General features: G+C 33.6%; 15 protein-coding genes. 2 read left to right on the top strand and 13 right to left on the bottom strand.

From position 1 onward, the window contains the following. Nucleotides 1–357 carry a hypothetical protein gene (locus tag ACNQF8_RS00075; RefSeq protein ID WP_417953397.1) on the top strand — a complete coding sequence of 119 codons (357 nt, stop codon included), beginning with the start codon at nt 1–3 and terminating at the stop codon, nt 355–357. Between the two features lie 218 nt (nt 358–575). Here ACNQF8_RS00075 and ACNQF8_RS00070 read toward each other — a convergent pair whose 3' ends face one another. Next, nucleotides 576–3,404 carry a M16 family metallopeptidase gene (locus ACNQF8_RS00070; protein ID WP_417953396.1) on the bottom strand — a complete coding sequence of 943 codons (2,829 nt, stop codon included), beginning with the start codon at nt 3,402–3,404 and terminating at the stop codon, nt 576–578. 245 nt (nt 3,405–3,649) lie between these two features. Between ACNQF8_RS00070 and ACNQF8_RS00065 the strand changes: the two genes are divergently transcribed. After that, nucleotides 3,650–4,246 carry a GNAT family N-acetyltransferase gene (locus ACNQF8_RS00065; protein WP_315206951.1) on the top strand — a complete coding sequence of 199 codons (597 nt, stop codon included), beginning with the start codon at nt 3,650–3,652 and terminating at the stop codon, nt 4,244–4,246. Between the two features lie 34 nt (nt 4,247–4,280). On the opposite strand, the gene ACNQF8_RS00060 is transcribed toward ACNQF8_RS00065, so the two are convergent. The 12 genes from ACNQF8_RS00060 to ACNQF8_RS00005 all read right to left on the bottom strand — a co-directional run bounded on the left by ACNQF8_RS00060 (nt 4,281) and on the right by ACNQF8_RS00005 (nt 15,979). Further along, complete coding sequence (locus tag ACNQF8_RS00060; protein ID WP_417950274.1) at nt 4,281–6,434, bottom strand: PAS domain S-box protein; 2,154 nt, start codon at nt 6,432–6,434, stop codon at nt 4,281–4,283. A 375-nt stretch (nt 6,435–6,809) separates the two neighbouring features. Then, the gene (locus ACNQF8_RS00055; protein WP_417953394.1) at nt 6,810–9,137 is read right to left on the bottom strand and encodes an ATP-binding protein; all 2,328 of its coding nucleotides are present in this window, start codon (nt 9,135–9,137) and stop codon (nt 6,810–6,812) included. A 124-nt stretch (nt 9,138–9,261) separates the two neighbouring features. Further along, a complete protein-coding gene (locus ACNQF8_RS00050; RefSeq protein WP_417950273.1) occupies nt 9,262–9,564 on the bottom strand; it encodes a hypothetical protein in 303 nt (100 codons plus the stop codon). A 351-nt stretch (nt 9,565–9,915) separates the two neighbouring features. Next, nucleotides 9,916–10,434 (bottom strand): GNAT family N-acetyltransferase, encoded by a 519-nt coding sequence (locus tag ACNQF8_RS00045; RefSeq protein WP_417953393.1) that lies wholly within the window; start codon nt 10,432–10,434, stop codon nt 9,916–9,918. A gap of 179 nt (nt 10,435–10,613) precedes the next feature. Beyond that, a complete protein-coding gene (locus tag ACNQF8_RS00040) occupies nt 10,614–11,066 on the bottom strand; it encodes a hypothetical protein (protein ID WP_417950270.1) in 453 nt (150 codons plus the stop codon). Between the two features lie 169 nt (nt 11,067–11,235). Then, nucleotides 11,236–11,583: a hypothetical protein gene (locus ACNQF8_RS00035; RefSeq protein ID WP_417953392.1), complete on the bottom strand. Its 348-nt coding sequence runs from the start codon at nt 11,581–11,583 to the stop codon at nt 11,236–11,238. A gap of 69 nt (nt 11,584–11,652) precedes the next feature. Further along, complete coding sequence (locus ACNQF8_RS00030) at nt 11,653–12,009, bottom strand: hypothetical protein (protein WP_417953391.1); 357 nt, start codon at nt 12,007–12,009, stop codon at nt 11,653–11,655. Between the two features lie 377 nt (nt 12,010–12,386). Beyond that, nucleotides 12,387–12,686, bottom strand: coding sequence for a type II toxin-antitoxin system RelE/ParE family toxin (locus tag ACNQF8_RS00025; RefSeq protein WP_417953390.1), 300 nt, complete (start codon nt 12,684–12,686; stop codon nt 12,387–12,389). Continuing rightward, entirely contained in the window at nt 12,686–12,931 is a 246-nt protein-coding gene (locus tag ACNQF8_RS00020; RefSeq protein ID WP_417950267.1) for a type II toxin-antitoxin system ParD family antitoxin, read from the bottom strand. The genes ACNQF8_RS00025 and ACNQF8_RS00020 overlap by 1 nt, the downstream gene beginning before the upstream one ends. 234 nt (nt 12,932–13,165) lie before the next feature. Further along, nucleotides 13,166–14,227 carry a ligand-binding sensor domain-containing protein gene (locus ACNQF8_RS00015; protein WP_417953389.1) on the bottom strand — a complete coding sequence of 354 codons (1,062 nt, stop codon included), beginning with the start codon at nt 14,225–14,227 and terminating at the stop codon, nt 13,166–13,168. A gap of 8 nt (nt 14,228–14,235) precedes the next feature. Further along, a complete protein-coding gene (locus ACNQF8_RS00010) occupies nt 14,236–15,324 on the bottom strand; it encodes a ligand-binding sensor domain-containing protein (RefSeq protein WP_417953388.1) in 1,089 nt (362 codons plus the stop codon). A gap of 211 nt (nt 15,325–15,535) precedes the next feature. Then, nucleotides 15,536–15,979, bottom strand: coding sequence for a hypothetical protein (locus ACNQF8_RS00005; protein ID WP_417953387.1), 444 nt, complete (start codon nt 15,977–15,979; stop codon nt 15,536–15,538). Nucleotides 15,980–16,330 lie beyond the last annotated feature (351 nt).

Here is a 16,330-nt window from a genome sequence, read left to right as displayed (position 1 = left end):
ATGTACGAATTACTTTTTTGGAAATATCAGGACGGAATTTATCTGAACCATCACTTGGTTTATGAAGCTATTAGTGAGCAGGAAATTGTCGAAGGACTAGAGGAATTGCCTGTGACGGTTATCATCAATCGAATCAATTCGGTATTTTCAAACTGGGAAAAAGTAGATGAATTTAGTTGGAAAAATACGTCTGGAAAAGGTGCTTTTCACATCAAAACTACACCACAGAGCATCCAGATTGATTGCTATGGAACCGAAGGGAAAACCATGAATCTTCTCGCAGATACTATGGAAGAATTCAAATGTCCGTTGTACGATCCGCAAATTCCGGTGCGTTATGACGAAATGAATGAATAATTCTTTTGGAGCTATCCCGAAGCTTCGGGACAGCGCTCCGTTACATCCCGATATTTCGGGACTTCCTTAAAAAAAAATATTTTTCTTGTCCTGAAAGGAGCTTCCGTTGGTCGCTCTTTCAGGACAAGAAAAATTATTTTTTTTACAGTTCGGGATTTTTACTTCGATCTGGACTAAAACAATCAGTGATGTAAAGCCCAAATTCGTTTAAAATCAACTTATTTTACTGCTCGTTTATTCAGAAGAATTGGTTCTCCAAAACCAATTTGCTCCAGCTTTTTTAATTGTGTTTCAGCATCACCTACCACTAAATAGATCATTTTATCAGCATTCAAATACTTTTCTGAAAGTTTTTTTATAGCGTCAATAGTGCTGTTTTTCACAATGTTTTCTTGCTGTTTCGCATAATCATTAGCGTAGTTGTAGTTGCTGATATCATATAGCATTTCCAGTTTAGCAGAAAGTGTTTCAAATGCTCTCGCATTACTTTTTATTAAATATCCTTTCGTCACTTCAAGATCATTCTCGTTGAAGTTTTTTCCATATTGCGAAAGAATTTCTTTGATTAAGCTAACGGATTCATAAGTTACATTCGAACGCACACCACTTGCAATAGTAAATGGACCTTTGTTTACAGAACCATTAAAGGAAGAATTGATTCCGTAAGTATATCCTTTTCCTTCGCGTAATTCTTGTGTCAATTGTGAAGCAAAACTACCACCGCCCAAACGGTAATTCATGATTTGAACGGGATAAAAATCAGCATCAGTAGCAGCAAGAGCAGGATATCCAATTCGGATTACAGATTGTTTGGCACCGGGAACATCATAAAAATAAATTTTTGAGGATGCTACCGTATTTATAGCTGCTATTTTAGGAACCGTAACTTTTTTAGCTTCCCAGTTTTTATTTAAAGCCGCTAATGAATTTGTCACATCTGCTTTTGAAATAGCACCTACAATTTCAAAATTAGAAACAGATGGAGTCATGTTTTTGTTGTAATAATTTTTCAAATCGGCAATCGTAATGCTATTCAATGAATTTTCAGTACCAATGCGGTTGTTTGCTAAAATAGATTCTTTTCCATAAATTAATTTCTTGAATTCATTTCTGGCAATACTATTTGGATCTGCTTTCTGTTGTGTGATTTGGCTTAACGTACTTTGTTTAATCAAATCAAATTCGGTATTATCCCAGCGTGGTTGTAAAATTATTTCTTGAACTAATGCCATAGTTGCAGCGTAATTTTTGGCTAAGGTATTTCCTGAAATAAATATAGATTCATCACTTGCATACGCTCTAATGGTTGCTCCCAGACTTTCGATAGCATTTTCAAGTTGCTCTGGAGTTTTGTTTTTAGTTCCTTTTGTCATCAGTTCCGCCAGCATAGTCGAAACTCCTACTTTATCGGTGTTTTCAAGCAACATTCCGCCTTTAATTTGCAATTGAAATTGAACAAGCGGCACTTCGTGGTTTTCAATTCCTAATACGTTTAAACCGGATGATAACTTACTTTTCCAAACTGTTGGTAATTTTACATCAGGGCTTTCACCATAAGCGGGTTCAACACTTCGGTCAAATTTAGAAGGTGTTTTTTCATACGTAGCAGCAATACTTGCATCAAATGAATCTTCTTTTCCTTCGATAATTTTTTCTTCCACAACTGCGGCTAATAATGAACCATCTAAGATTAAATTTGCCTCACCTTTTGGAACAAAACTAGTGGCAACAAAATGCTTTCCTTTGATGTATTTTTGATACACGCGCATCACATCTTCGGTAGTCACGGCTAGAATATTTTTTACATCTTGATTGATATAATCCGGAGTTCCTGCAAAAATTTCATATTGTGCCAGTTGAAATCCTTTTCCTAATACACTCGATAAATTCGTGTAAAAAGCAGTTTCTTGTCCTGCTTTAATTCTATTTAAATCCTGTTGTGAAATTCCTTCAGCTTCAAAGTTTTTAAAAGCTTCGTTTACGCCATTCATTACTTCATTCAAATTTGTTTTTTCAAAAGCAGTAACACTTAACATATACTGACCTGCTATTTCTGAATTGTATTGGAAAACATCAACAGCATCCGTTAATTTTTTGTCTTCAACAAGGGTTTTGTACAAAGGTGCTTTTTTACCTTTTGAAAGATAACTGGCCAGGACTTCTAGAGCATAACTGTCAGGATGGTATTCATAAACTGAAGGCCAAGTCAGTGTGAGTTGCGGTAACTTGGCAAAATTATCCTCGTAATATAGTTTTTTGGTTTCGGTCAATGTTACAGACTGTTTTTCCATTTTGGGAATGGCTTCCCCACGTTTTATTTCTCCAAAATATTTTTCGACCCAAGCTTTGGTTTGTTTCACATCAAAATCTCCAGCAATTGTCAGTGTAACATTATTAGGTACATACCAGCGATTGTAGAAACTTTTTACATCTTCTAATGTGGCATTTTGTAAATCTTCTAAGGAACCAATTACATCCCAGCTGTACGGATGCGTTGCCGGATATAAATTCTTAGAGATTACTGAAAAATTATGACCATACGGTCTGTTATCATAACTCTGTCTTTTTTCATTTTTAACGACCTGTTTTTCCTTAGCTAAAACCGGTTCTGTAACCGTGTTGATGAAATAACCTAATTTATCCGCTTCGGCCCAAATCATTTTTTCTAATGCATCTTTAGGGACCGTCTGAAAATAATTAGTGCGGTCTCTGCTGGTAGAACCATTGGCACCAGCCCCGCCAATACGGGCACTCATTTTATCAAGTCCACCTTTTCCTAAGTTTTCCGATTCCAAGAAAAGTAAATGCTCAAACAAATGCGCAAATCCAGTGCGACCTGCTTTTTCTCTGGCAGAACCTACATGACTCGTCAAAGCAACCGCAACTACAGGATCAGACCGGTCAATATGCAAAATAACTTGTAATCCATTTTCAAGTGTGAATTTTTCAAATTCTACTTTGAATTCTTTTGATTTTTGATTTTGGGAGTTAGAGGAAAATGTACTAAAAAGTAGTAAACAGAACGCTAATAACTGGATTGGTTTCATTTTTTAAATTTAGGTTCAACGATATTTTAATAGCAAATGAAGTTTTTGCTTTAGACACTAAAAGTAAGAAAAAATAAAATAGTAAAACAGTAGAAAGCACGCAATTGAATTTAGGTTTGTGGCTATTGTCCAGTTAATAAGGTATTTGGTAGGTTTTAATCCGGGCGTAAAATATTTTTCTGTACTAATCTAATATGGTTTATATTTGGTTCTCATTTGTTTACAACTCTAAAATGAATACCAAAATGGATTTAAACTTTTCACATACGCTGGTTCTGGAGGATGAAACAGTTTTATTACGTTCCTTACAAGAATCAGATTTCGAAAATCTATTGGAAATTTCCATTAATGAACCGGAGACTTGGGAATATTCTTTGGTGCGCGCCAATGGCAGAGAAAATCTGGAAAAATACATTCAGATTGCGCTAAAAGCCAGAGATTTAAAAACCGAGTTTCCCTTTATAGTTTTCGATAAAAAATCTGGAAAATATGCTGGAAGTACTCGTTTTTATGATATCAATCTTCAGTTTAAAACGCTGCAATTGGGCTACACTTGGTATGGAAAATCATTTCGAGGAACAGGACTGAACAAGCATTGTAAATATTTACTTTTACAATATGCATTTGAAACGCTTGGAATGGAGCGGGTTGAATTTCGAGCTGACAATAATAACGAACGAAGCATTGCAGCCATGAAAAGTATCGGTTGTAAAGTAGAAGGTGTGTTGCGCAATCACATGCCAACTTTAGGAAGTGACGCTCGGAGGGACAGTATTATTTTAAGTATTTTAAAAAATGAATGGTTTGATGAAGTGAAAGAGAATCTAAAAAGGAAATTATAGTGCAAATAATCCTTTGCAAATGTGGCTTTCCAGTTTAAATCATTGTATCATTATTGCCTTTTCGAAATCCTATTAATTTTCTGTATTTAGATTCTGATTCTTTCAAATCTTCTTCCATTTGTTTGTATTTACTAATGTCTTTTATTGTTACAACAGCTGCGACTACATTATTGTTTTGATCAACTAACGGTCTGCCGCTAATAAGCACTCTTTTCTTTTCCTGTGCCATTGGATTCCAAAGAATTATTTCAACATCAGTAGTCACTTCACCTCTTAGAGCACGCTCCATAGGTAAGTTTTGCGATGGAAAAATGGTTTTTTCATCTGGGAAATAGAGCTCGAAATGATTGCTTAAATTTGGGGATATTTTGTCGTCTTCTTCGATTCCAAAAATGGCATTGGCCATCTCATTGGCCATGATTATTTTTTTATCAGCATTTGCCACAATAATTCCTTCGCTGATATTTTCGACTATTAATCGTAATTTTTCTTCATTTTCATAGAGATTTTCTATGGTTAATTGCTGTTCATTTTCGAGTTCTACGAGTTCCGTAACATTTCTTCCAACAGAATAAAAAACTCCATTTTGAAGATCCATATTACTATTCCAATCGAGCCATTTATAAGAACCATCTTTACAAAGAAAACGTATTCTAAAATTAACAACAGATTTTCCTTTTAAATGTTTTTCCAAGACTTCTTCTGTAGTTTTTTTATCATCTGGGTGAATCAAATCCATGAATTTAATTCGATCCATGTCTTCTTGATTATACCCAAGGGTTTTTGTGAAAGCTTGATTAATTTTGATAAAACGATCACCTTTGGCAACGGTTAAAATGTCGAATGCCATATCAAAAAACATATTTGCTACCTTCAAGGATTCTTCATTTTTAATCAATTCAGAAACATCTCTTGCTACTGCATAAATTATTCCTGTTTGAATATCAATCGTGCTGGTCCAGTCAAACCATTTGTAAGAACCGTCTTTTAGTCGTTCTCGAACTCTATGACTTATAAAGGAGTCGCTAACTTGTAGTTTTTTAATTCCATCCATAAAAATTTTAGTATCCTCTGGATGAATAAAATCTAAAAAGGGCTTGTTGATTATTTCTCTTTGATCGTATCCAAGTATTCTTGTGAAAGCAGGATTTACTTTTACGAATTTTTCATTTTTAATGACAACAAACATATCAAAGGACATGTAGAAAAATGTATTCGCCACATTTAGTGCGGTTTCAATTTCTTTTTGAGCGGTTATATCACTGGCAACGGCATACAATAATCCAGTCGTAATATCAGGAAATACAGACCAAATGAGCCATTTTATAGAGCCGTCTTTACAAATATATCTGTTTTCGAATTTTATGGAGGGAGCTCCGGTTTGAAGTTTAGCAACTTCTTTTTGTGTGATTTCAATATCATCTGGATGTGTAAACTCCAAAAAGCTTTTACTTAATAATTCTTCCTCTGAATATCCTAAAATTTTACTGACTGCCGGATTCACTTTTATGAATTTATCCATAGAGGAAATAATCATCATTTCTACTGACATTTTAAAAAAATTATAAGCCGCTTTAGAAGATTCTTCCAGTTTTTTTCTTTCAGAGATATCTGTGAAAATTCCACCAATGGCGTAAATTCTTTTTGTAGCGTCATAGATGGGGAACTTCACGGCAATATAGGTATGCATGCCATCAGATTGTTGAATGGTTTCTTCGGTTTTTAATTCTTTTAATGCTTTTACAACCTCAAAATCGGAGTTTCGGTTGGCATCTGCAATTAAAGCAGGTAAAAAATCATGATCGGTTTTACCTGTTATTTCTTCATTTTTGATTTTATGTAAAGATTCAAATTGTTTATTAATCAACAGATACTCACCATTTATTTTTTTGATAAACATAGGACTTAAAGTATTGTCAATAATCGATTGCAGTAATTGTTTGTTTTCTAAAAGTAAATCTTGAGAAAGATTTTTAGCCCGAAGTTGGGATCGAATGATAAAATAAACTACAGTCAACAAAATGATTGAAAGAATGATTAATGCAATTTCAATCCAATTCAATGAATTATCTAACTCTGGATTTCTATGTTTATTTATTCTTAAAATAAAAACCCCAGCTATCGCGAAAACGACAAATAGATTGAGGATGAATCCAATAATTATTTTTTTTTCTAAAGAAATTTTCATAGTCGTATGGTATAAAAATTAAATAGTGTTAACCTTATTTCTAGAGTTGATAATTAAAGTATAAGTGTATGAAAGTTAGTTAATTAAATTGAATTAACAAGTGTTTTTTTTATATTTTAACCAAGTGTGGAGTAAACCTATTTTAGGATTAAGCTTAAATAGCTAGGCTTTTTTTTGATAATAGAGGGGATTTAGAATAACAAAAAAGCCATGAATTACTCATAGCTTATTGTCTTATTTGCTCACTATTGTGGGCGCAGTTCGCAAAACCACAATTATTTGCTGTTGTTCATGTGTTAAGTATTTTTCGTTACTCTAATTCAAAATGTTAATATGCCTGAGAATATTTATTTCTCCTTATAAAGGTTAATCTACTCAATCGGTTTTTTGCAGAACCTTAATTATTTTACTGTATAGCAGTTGTTCATCAACAGGTTTAGAGACATAATCATTCATTCCCATTGCTTGGGCTTTTTCCAAATCAACAGAAGTAACATCTGCTGTAAGTGCTATGATGGGAATATTAGATTTCATAATGTTACGTACGTATGCGGTTGCATCAAAGCCGTTCATTTCGGGCATTTGCAAATCCATTAGCACCAGGTCGTACTTCTTTTGTTCTAGTTTTTCAATCGCAATTTTTCCATTGTCAGCAATGTCCACTTCAAAGCCAAAGTCAGCAAGTATTATTTTAATTAAAAGTTGATTGAGTGGCATGTCTTCGGCAACCAATATGTTTATTTTTTTTACCTCGGATTGTATGTTTGAAACCGGTTCCGATTCGTGCTCTATTTTTTGATTTGTTTTAGCAAAGTTTAATTGGAAACTAAAGGCCGACCCTTTGCCTAATTCGCTTTCCACGCGTATGGTGCCACCTTGCTGTTCTATTAATTTTTTAACGATGGTTAGCCCAAGACCTGTTCCTCCATAAAGGCGCGAGTTTTCATAAGTTGCTTGTCCAAAATCGTCAAAAATATGTTCTAGTTTGGTTTTATGGATGCCTATTCCGGTGTCGGTTATCGTAAATTCAATAGTTATTTCCTCTGCATCTTGTTTAAGCAAGGAAACACAAATGGTTATTTTTCCTGCGCTGGTAAACTTAACAGCATTGCTAATCAAATTCAAAATGATCTGCCGCAATCGAATAGAATCGCCCATTATAATTTCGGGTATTGCGGTGTCAAATTGTTTTACCAGTTCTAAATTTTTCTCCTTTATTTTCATATCGAATAATTGGAGCATTGATGATAGGGAATCAGCTAAATTGAACGGAGTTTGTTCAAAAGTCATTTTACCAGCATCTACTTTGGCAAGGTCAAGAATATCGTTAATTAAAACAAGCAGGGCATCTCCTGAATCCTTAATTGCCGTTAAATAGTCTTCCTGACTTTGGTCTAATTTCGATTTTAAGAGCACGTTGGTAAACCCTATAATAGCGTTCATCGGAGTTCGTATTTCGTGGCTCATATTGCTCAAAAATTGCTGCTTTGCCTGCATGGCATCCTCGGCTGCCACTTGCGCAGTTTCGGCTTTGCTTTTGGCTTCTTTCTGGTCGTGAATATCAGTGGTACTGCCTATCCACACTTTTATTTTGCCGTTTTCATCTTTAACCGGTACCGCCCTGGAAAGGTTCCATCTAAAACCCAATTTTTTATTTAAAATACGACATTCCACTTCGTGTGTAGTTCCGGTGTTAACCGCATTTAGCCAGCTATCGGCGGTATGCTTTATGTCCTCATGGTGCACGGCTTTAATCCATTCCCCGTTTAACAATTCTTGCATGTTATAGCCGGTTTCATTTATCCATTGTTGGTTAAAGAAAATTACATTGCCTGCGGCATCTGCATGTGTTATTTTTTGGGGCATTGAATTAACCAACTGCCTGAACCGCTGCTCGCTTTCTTCTATTTTTTTGCGCGCCATCACCATTTCTGTCACTTCATACGCTATTTGTGTAACACCAGAAATGGAGTTGTCTGCTTCATAGTAAGGTTGGAAAACAACGTTAAAATACTTATGTTTTAGCTTACCATTACAGGTTACTTTTCCGAGTATTTCATTGGCATACAATGGGATACCTGTTGTGTACACTTTCTCAATCATTTCGGGAAATGGTTGGTCTTTGATTTCCGGTAAAACTTCTAAAAGCGTTTTTCCTTCTACATCTTTACCTTTTCCCCAAAATTCTTTTATCAAATCGTTGGCAAGGGTAACTACCATGTCTTTTCCTTTCATAACACAAAAAGCAAATGGCGAATCCATGAGCATCATGTAATACCGATTGTTACTTTCTTCTATTTTCTTCAATGCTTTCTGGTCTGCATCGTGTAGTGCGGCTAATGCATTTTTTACAATCACAGCTGCTGTTACTTCATAAGCAATTATGGTTATCCCAGAAATAGTCTCATCTGCTTCCAGATAGGGTTGATAAACAAAATTGAAATAAACATCCTCCAATTTACCATTGCGAAAAACCGGGCAAAGTACCTCATCTCCACAAAATGGAGTACCGCTGGTATAAACCTTATCGAGCAAATCGGGAAATTCGGAATCTTTAATCTCAGGTAAAACTTCAAGTAGAGTCTTTCCTTCTAAGTGGTTGCCTTTTCCCCACATTTCTTTTACAGAATCGTTGGCAAGGGTTATCACCATATTTTTTCCCTTAAGTATAGCAAAACCAAAAGGCGATTTAAGAAGCATCATGTTGTATCGCTTTTCGCTATCTTCAAGCTGCTTTAACGCTTTGTGCTCCGCATCAAGTTGCGCTACCAGTGTTTCATTTTCAGTAACATCATCAGAACGCTGAATGATATATTTTACGTTATTGTTATGATCTAGAATAGGGGAGGTTCACTACTTTCCAATACTTTGTTTCAAATCCACCACCTTCCGATGCAGGTTTAGGAATATCGTATCTTATTACCGGCAAGGTATCGGCAGTTTTATTTTTGATAACGCGGTTGAAAGAAGCTCGTATCGTGCTTTCTCCATTTCGGTTTGTATTATCAGGATTAGAAGGAAACACATAAAAAATGTCTTGTCCTGTAATACGCTCACGGGTGGTTTTGGTTTTCCTTATAAAATCGTCTGAAGCAGCTACTATGATAAAGCTGGCATCTATAACTAGCATCAATTCAGGAGACTGCTCGAATATCTTGATATAATCTTTTGCATCCATATGTTTGGTAAATATCAGATAAAAAATCCGATTAATGAATTTAAAAGCTTGTCAATGATTTCATTTTTGTCTTGCTTAATAATATTGGTGTATCAAATGGTGTTAGTTTTATTTGAAGTTTGATTGAAGCGATGTATAACGTTCCGGTACTTCAGCGGATTTGCGAACTTCCTAACCGCTCAATTTTCGGTTTAACGAAAACTTGATGCGAGACAGTAATTTCACTATACTCCAGCTAACTCAAAACCGCTGTTAGCAGTTCGGGCTTTATTTTCTAATATATTTGGATTCTATTTGTTAAAATTATTTTGCCAAAGTGAAAATAGTTATTTTGGGATTTTCCTTATTCTCTTCTATTGATTTTAAAAAATTCAATTTTAAGAGAAGTTTGGTTGATTTCTTATTCCCGTAATGTGTAAAGGCAAGTATTTTTTTAAATTTTAAAGTCTGAAACACAAAGTCGATTACTTTTTGTGTCGCTTCTTGCATTATTCCGTATCCTTGAAATTTCATCATTAGTTCATAACCAATTTCACAACTGTTTTTTTCAATTGAGAAGTCAAATATGCAAATTGTACCGACAACTTGTTTTGTGTCTGTTAAGTAAATTACCCAATAATACGTTCCGCCTTTTTCAATGCTTTCATTGACTTTGTTGATAAAGTTTTTTGCATCTTCGGTTGTTTTACATAGTTGTCTGTTAAGAAACTTGCTAACTTCTGTATCCGAACGCAAATCAAAAATATCTTGATAATCGTCAATTGACAATCCTCTTAGTGTTAATCTTTCAGCTGTTAATATTGGAAATGTTTCCGTATTCATTTTTGTAATTCAGTTAAATTTATTTTGTCAATTTTATGTCTCTAGAGCATTACTGTTAATGCTATGCATATTTTCGTAGTAGCGGTAATTTACCGCTTAGTTGTAAAGAATTGTAAATTCCCGGCTGGTTTTATTATTAGGCTAAGGAAAATAAAACCAGACATTGCGCAAAACGGCTGTTATCTGTAGTCATTTCTTATCTTGCTAATTCCATTTCTGTAATTCTGAATAAACATATCTATATTTTTTTTATCCATGCAATAATCATGAATATTATAAACAAATTCATTTACACTGTCAGTTTCAATTTCGTTTTTAAAATATTTAATTTTTTTTAAACCGTTTGGAATCGCAGTTAATACTGTTGGAAAACCGTGATTTTGATATGACACATTTTCTGGAGTAAGTTCAGCAAGTGGAATTATCCATTTTTGTAAACTTTTATTATAATTTTCGCCATTGTAGATTATCAAAGATTTAGATTTTTGGTCAAAGTATGCTTTCTGATCAACTTCTATTTGATTAGAACCTTCGGGACAATTGTTTATACTTTCTACAACTAATGAAATATCATTTGAATTTTTACAGGATATAAATGCAAACGTCAAAAGAATTACTAAAGTTGATTTCATCGATTTTCTATGATTACAGATAACGTTCCCGCGCTACTACAGCGGGTTAGGGACTAAATTAAGCTCTATTTTCGGATTTGCCAAATCTTCCAAATACAAAACCAATTTTAAATTAAGCCTAATACCCAAATTGCTTGTAGCGTGTGTTGGTGGTAGTATTTTTTTTGTTTCAATGATAACTCTTATCGTTTGCAAATGGGCTTTCGAAAATTTCCCACTCCGTCGTACTTAATGAGTTGCCATCAATATTCATAGGTGTGAATCTAACTTTATATTTTCCACGTCTATTAAATGTAAAAGCTCCAGAGCACATTCCATGTCCAACATTAAGTTTCCCATTCCATCCTTGGATATAATATATAGTCTTTTCTTTTGTAGTAAGATTAACCATTTCTGTTTTATACCAAATTTCAGAATTTGATGTATTATTAATACCAAAGATTGCATTTGCTGAAGGCCCACAACCATAATGAACAACTTCAGTTTTCTGATACTTAATACTCAAATTGGGATTCAATAGTTCAATTGATTTTTTGTCTGTTGTTCTCCAAAAAACCTTTTCGCTCTGTTTTGTTTCAGAGTTCCATTACATCATATCTCTTGTCTCATTCTCTGTCTGTTCAGAGTATTTTAAAAAATAAATATTGTTTGGATCTAGTTCTTTTTCTGGTTTAAAAATGGCTTGAATTAAACTCATTTGCCCTTTTAGAATTTCTAGAAGGTTAAGTTTGATTAGTTCACCATCTTTACTTTCTAAATAAACTGTTCGATTTTTAAAACTATTGATTGTTTTTTCACTTAAGGAATATCCTTGTATTATAAACATTGAATTCAAGCTTATATTTCTTTTTTCAGGAAAAAATTGCATTCCATCCATTCCGCATTCTGCACTAGCTGAATGTAATCCAATTGTAAAGAAAAAAAGTAAGAAAAATTTTTTCATAATGAGATTTAATATTTTATTTGAATTTTCTCGTTTTCGCTGAATATTACTGCCAACGTTCTAGTACTATAGTGGGTTTGGGACTAAATTAAGCGCTATTTTCGGATTTGCCACCCGAGCGATAGCGAACAGGCGAAGCAATTTTAAAAGAAAGACTATGAAGTAAAAGAGATCAAATTACGTGGCATTATTGAAAAAAGTTAGAATAACTTTTTCAGTCTAAGCCTTCGGCGGATAAAAAGTTGTTTCCAACTTTTTCAACAAGCCGTTGGAGCGGAATTTTATACTCGAAAAATAACCAACATATAACCCTCTCAAAAGTTGTGAAGAACTTTGCGATGCTTTATGTAGGAGTACCTGTTAGCAGTAGTTTTTTTTTATTCGGCTAATCGGTTTTCAATATCCATTCTTTCGTGTAAAACTCTAATGACTTCAATTTCATTTGTTTTGTATTTTTTAAAGAAAATTAAATGTGATTTTACTTTTGAGTATCTATACGATTTTCTAATTTTCCCAAAGTCACGAGCCATATCTAAATTATCGACGATATATTCAATTTCGTCAATGATTAAGTTATAATATCGATCTGCTTGTGCAACAGACCAATTTTCCGACGTATAAATCCAAATGTTATTAATATCCTCTAATGCCTTTTCACTAACTATATACTCTGGCATTATTTTTGAAAATTAGCTTTTAGCATTTCAAGATTTTTATTGCGGTCAAAATTTCTAATTTTACTACTCTTTTCACCAATTTTTAGTTCATTGATAAGAGATTTTGTTTTATTTTCTTCTTGCTCAAAAACTCTTAAAGCAGTTCTTACAACTTCACTTACGGAACTATACTTTCCAGTAGAAATTTGTTCATTAATAAAGTTTTCAAAATAGTCTCCTAATAATATTGATGTGTTTTTTGCCATAATTTTTATTTTTACCAAAGATACCAATAATTGGTATTAAAGTCAATTTTTTTCATATTTTCTGTGTTTTCAAGTTCTGCTGATAAATGACTCCTGACGTTCCAGCGTTTGGCGAGGTTGCGAACTTCGGAACCGATTATTTTCTGTTAAGGATAAAATTTCTTGCGAAATGTAAACGTGAATTCACTACAAAATTCGCAATCTCGCCAAATGCCTGTTGTGCATTAGTATTTTTCAAAATTGCTTTTCAAAAGTCTTTCCGTTAAACTTAAATATGTTTCCATCTGCCAGTCCAAAAAGCAAACTGTTATTATTGTCTTTATAAATTGTCCAAATCATTGGTGTCGAAAGTTTGTTGCTGATTGTATAGTTTATCATAGTCTTGCCGTCAAATTTCCAAGCTCCTGTATCCCTGTCTCCAAACCAAATATTCCCTTCACTATCTTCCTCAATTGCAAATACGTGTTCAAGAGTGCCAGCTTCAGATTTATCTCCTCTTCTTGTACTTGTTGGATGAATTAAATGATGCTTTTCAGAAAAATTAATGACAGCGTTACCGTCCATAAGCAATACACCTATACCGTTATTTCCTATCCAAATTCTACCTTTTGAATCTGCTAATACACTTCTTATATGCAAAAGCTCATTATCTTTAAGTTTTAAATTTTTATGGTCAAAGATATTTACCATTTTACCATCATAGTTGAATAATGCTGCATAAGTCGCAATCCAAACTTTACCATCATTATCTTTTGATACATCAGTTACACCATAAGAATTATCAGGGTTTTCATTTTTTGGTTTTGGGAAAATTAAATAGTTCATATTTATTCCGTCAAAACGATTTATTCCGTCTTTTTCACCCGCATTAAACCATAAATCTCCATTGGTTTCATTCCATTTATATTTTGGTTCGTTACTCTTTGTTGAATAATTGGTAACCTTTCCTTTGTAATATACACTTACACCTTTTGCAGTTCCAAACCAAATTTTTCCATTCTTGTCTTCTTCAATGGAACGGATTTGATTGTCTGATAAACCTTCATTAGTTGTAAAGTATTCAAATGAATTTCCGTTGTAATAGCTTACACCTTCATTATGACTTCCAAACCAATAATTACCTTTGCTGTCTTGAAATATTGCACGTATTCCAGAAGTGAATTTTAAGGTGTCGCTTTTTGAAGGCCTTACAATTTCAGATTTATTAATTTCTTTTTCGGTTGCTTTCTTTTCTATGCAAGAAAGGTGTAGCGTCAATATGAGTACTATGAATATCAAATTATAATATTTTTTCATTGATGTATTTATTTAAAAAATTTTTCAAACGAATTACCATTAAATTTATAAACTCCTGCATTATGACTTCCAAGCCAAAGAACTCCTTTGTTGTCTTTATAGATTGTAAAAAGTAATACATCTGTTATGCCATCTTTGATCAGGTAATGAATAAGTTCTTTTCCATTGTATTTCCATACACCGTTATCATAAGTTACCATCCAAAGGTTGCCTTCATTATCTTCGGTTATTGAATGGAAAAATGGAAATTCCATTTCGTTATTTTCGTTAAGATAGCCAATCCCGTTTTCTTTACTATAGCCTAAATTAATACTACTATTCGGTTTTACATTGTACCTAAAACGAGTGTTATTTATCCAAAACTTTCCATCTTTATCTTCAAAAATAGCACGTGTTTCAAAATCGCCACCTTCTGGCGTTGTTTGTAATTGTTCCTCATAATGCCAACTCAGAGTTTTGCCATCATATCGGCACAGACCTAAACTTGATGTTCCGAACCACATAAATCCTTTACGGTCTTTGTAGATGCTATAAAGCCCAAAGGGTCTCAGACTTGCATTCTTATTTTTGCTATTAAATTCGTCTTCTTGTGGCGATTTTGGAAATTTTAGATAATGTAAATATTCGCCATCAAATCTATAAGGTCCATTTTTATTAAAACCTATTCTGAACCACAAGTCATTTGGTTCTAAACGCCAATCAGTCGAAGGGGATTCTGGGTTTGCAATTTGCAAAGTTTTTAAGGACTGACCATCAAATTTACTTACACCTCGTTCGGTTTCAATAAAAATATTACCCGCCGAGTCTTCTTGAAAACTACGTATTTCATTGCTAACTAAGCCATCTTGTATAGTGATGTGTTTTAAAAGCTGCCCATTATAATAAAATACACCATTATCTTTACTTCCAAACCAAAAATTTGATTTCTTGTCTTGATAAATTACCCAAATTGTTTTATCGATTTGTGAAACAGTTACTCCGATTGCAGTAGTCTTCTCTTCTTGTGTTTTTGAATTAATTTGCCCATTACAAGAAGTAAAAGTTGAGAAAAAACTTATTAGTAAGATTGTGTATAATACCATTTGTGTTTTATTCATTTTTTCAAAAGTTGTCTGTTTATAGTTCTGCTCTAAATGACACACAACGGTTTTCGGCTTGGCGATGTGGCGGATTTTTAGCACTAAAGTTCAATAGAATTCCTAAAGTTGAAACTTGAACAAATGTTTCATAAAAGCACTTCAGCCGCCATATTGCCACACCGATGTTAGCGGTAGTGCGTCTTATTTTTATTTTATATTATCTTGAATTTCAATAAAAATTGAATATTGTATTTAGACCTTTTGTTAGAAAAAAACAAATACCAATTATTAATAGATTTATTAAAGCTCTAAAAATCCATTTTCGATTTGATAAGTTGTAGTTAATTTCTTTTGAAATCACAACGCACATCCCCATTAAAAGAAACCAAACTGCAAAAAAAAGTGAAATTTCACCTCTTATTAAAGTCGTTACTAAATCATGAATGAGTCCACAAAAAACAAATGTCAACACTAAAGAAAATCCAGTTGGAAATATTTTTTTTAACGGTCGAAATACGGTTGTTCCCAAATAATAGCCGAAAATCGGGTTCCAGAAATTCCAAAAAATTGAAAAATTATTTGCACCAAGCGACCTTTCTAAATTATTACGAAGCGAGTTAGGGTGCCCGAATGGAACGCCATTTCTCTTCTTTATATATTCGGATAATTTCATTTAGTGTTATTTTCTTCGGGTTTTAAATTGATTGTTTCTAGGCATTCGTCAAGTTGATGACTTCACTTTGTGTTTTTTTATTACCTGAGTTTCTGTCGCATTACTGTTAACGTTCCGCTACTACAGCGGGTTTGGGACTAAATTAAGCCCTATTTTTGGATTTGCCACCCGAGCGATAGCGAACAGGCGAAGCAAATCATCCCAAATACAAAACCAACTTCCTATTGAACCAATTGCCCAAATCCGTTGTAGCATCTATGTAAAAGCATAACTTAGAGTTACTAAAAACGAAGATTATGCAATTACAAGATGCCTTAACTATTCCAAAGATATTCATTGGTTTAGACATTC

Origin of the sequence: Flavobacterium labens (assembly GCF_048286755.1) — a bacterium.
Lineage (GTDB): Bacteria > Bacteroidota > Bacteroidia > Flavobacteriales > Flavobacteriaceae > Flavobacterium.
The sequence above is the reverse complement of the archived record's forward strand: the minus strand, read 5'-3'. Positions and strand labels throughout refer to the sequence as shown.

Bases quoted from the DNA above. Each gene is read 5' to 3' on its own strand.
- ACNQF8_RS00010 (WP_417953388.1), bottom strand. From the start codon at position 15,324: ATGAATAAAACACAAATGGTATTATACACAATCTTACTAATAAGTTTT.
- ACNQF8_RS00030 (WP_417953391.1), bottom strand. From the start codon at position 12,009: ATGAAAAAATTTTTCTTACTTTTTTTCTTTACAATTGGATTACATTCA.
- ACNQF8_RS00040 (WP_417950270.1), bottom strand. From the start codon at position 11,066: ATGAAATCAACTTTAGTAATTCTTTTGACGTTTGCATTTATATCCTGT.
- ACNQF8_RS00005 (WP_417953387.1), bottom strand. From the start codon at position 15,979: ATGAAATTATCCGAATATATAAAGAAGAGAAATGGCGTTCCATTCGGG.
- ACNQF8_RS00015 (WP_417953389.1), bottom strand. From the start codon at position 14,227: ATGAAAAAATATTATAATTTGATATTCATAGTACTCATATTGACGCTA.
- ACNQF8_RS00050 (WP_417950273.1), bottom strand. From the start codon at position 9,564: ATGCTAGTTATAGATGCCAGCTTTATCATAGTAGCTGCTTCAGACGAT.
- ACNQF8_RS00065 (WP_315206951.1), top strand. From the start codon at position 3,650: ATGGATTTAAACTTTTCACATACGCTGGTTCTGGAGGATGAAACAGTT.
- ACNQF8_RS00025 (WP_417953390.1), bottom strand. From the start codon at position 12,686: ATGCCAGAGTATATAGTTAGTGAAAAGGCATTAGAGGATATTAATAAC.
- ACNQF8_RS00070 (WP_417953396.1), bottom strand. From the start codon at position 3,404: ATGAAACCAATCCAGTTATTAGCGTTCTGTTTACTACTTTTTAGTACA.
- ACNQF8_RS00060 (WP_417950274.1), bottom strand. From the start codon at position 6,434: ATGAAAATTTCTTTAGAAAAAAAAATAATTATTGGATTCATCCTCAAT.
- ACNQF8_RS00020 (WP_417950267.1), bottom strand. From the start codon at position 12,931: ATGGCAAAAAACACATCAATATTATTAGGAGACTATTTTGAAAACTTT.
- ACNQF8_RS00075 (WP_417953397.1), top strand. From the start codon at position 1: ATGTACGAATTACTTTTTTGGAAATATCAGGACGGAATTTATCTGAAC.
- ACNQF8_RS00055 (WP_417953394.1), bottom strand. From the start codon at position 9,137: ATGATGCTTCTTAAATCGCCTTTTGGTTTTGCTATACTTAAGGGAAAA.
- ACNQF8_RS00045 (WP_417953393.1), bottom strand. From the start codon at position 10,434: ATGAATACGGAAACATTTCCAATATTAACAGCTGAAAGATTAACACTA.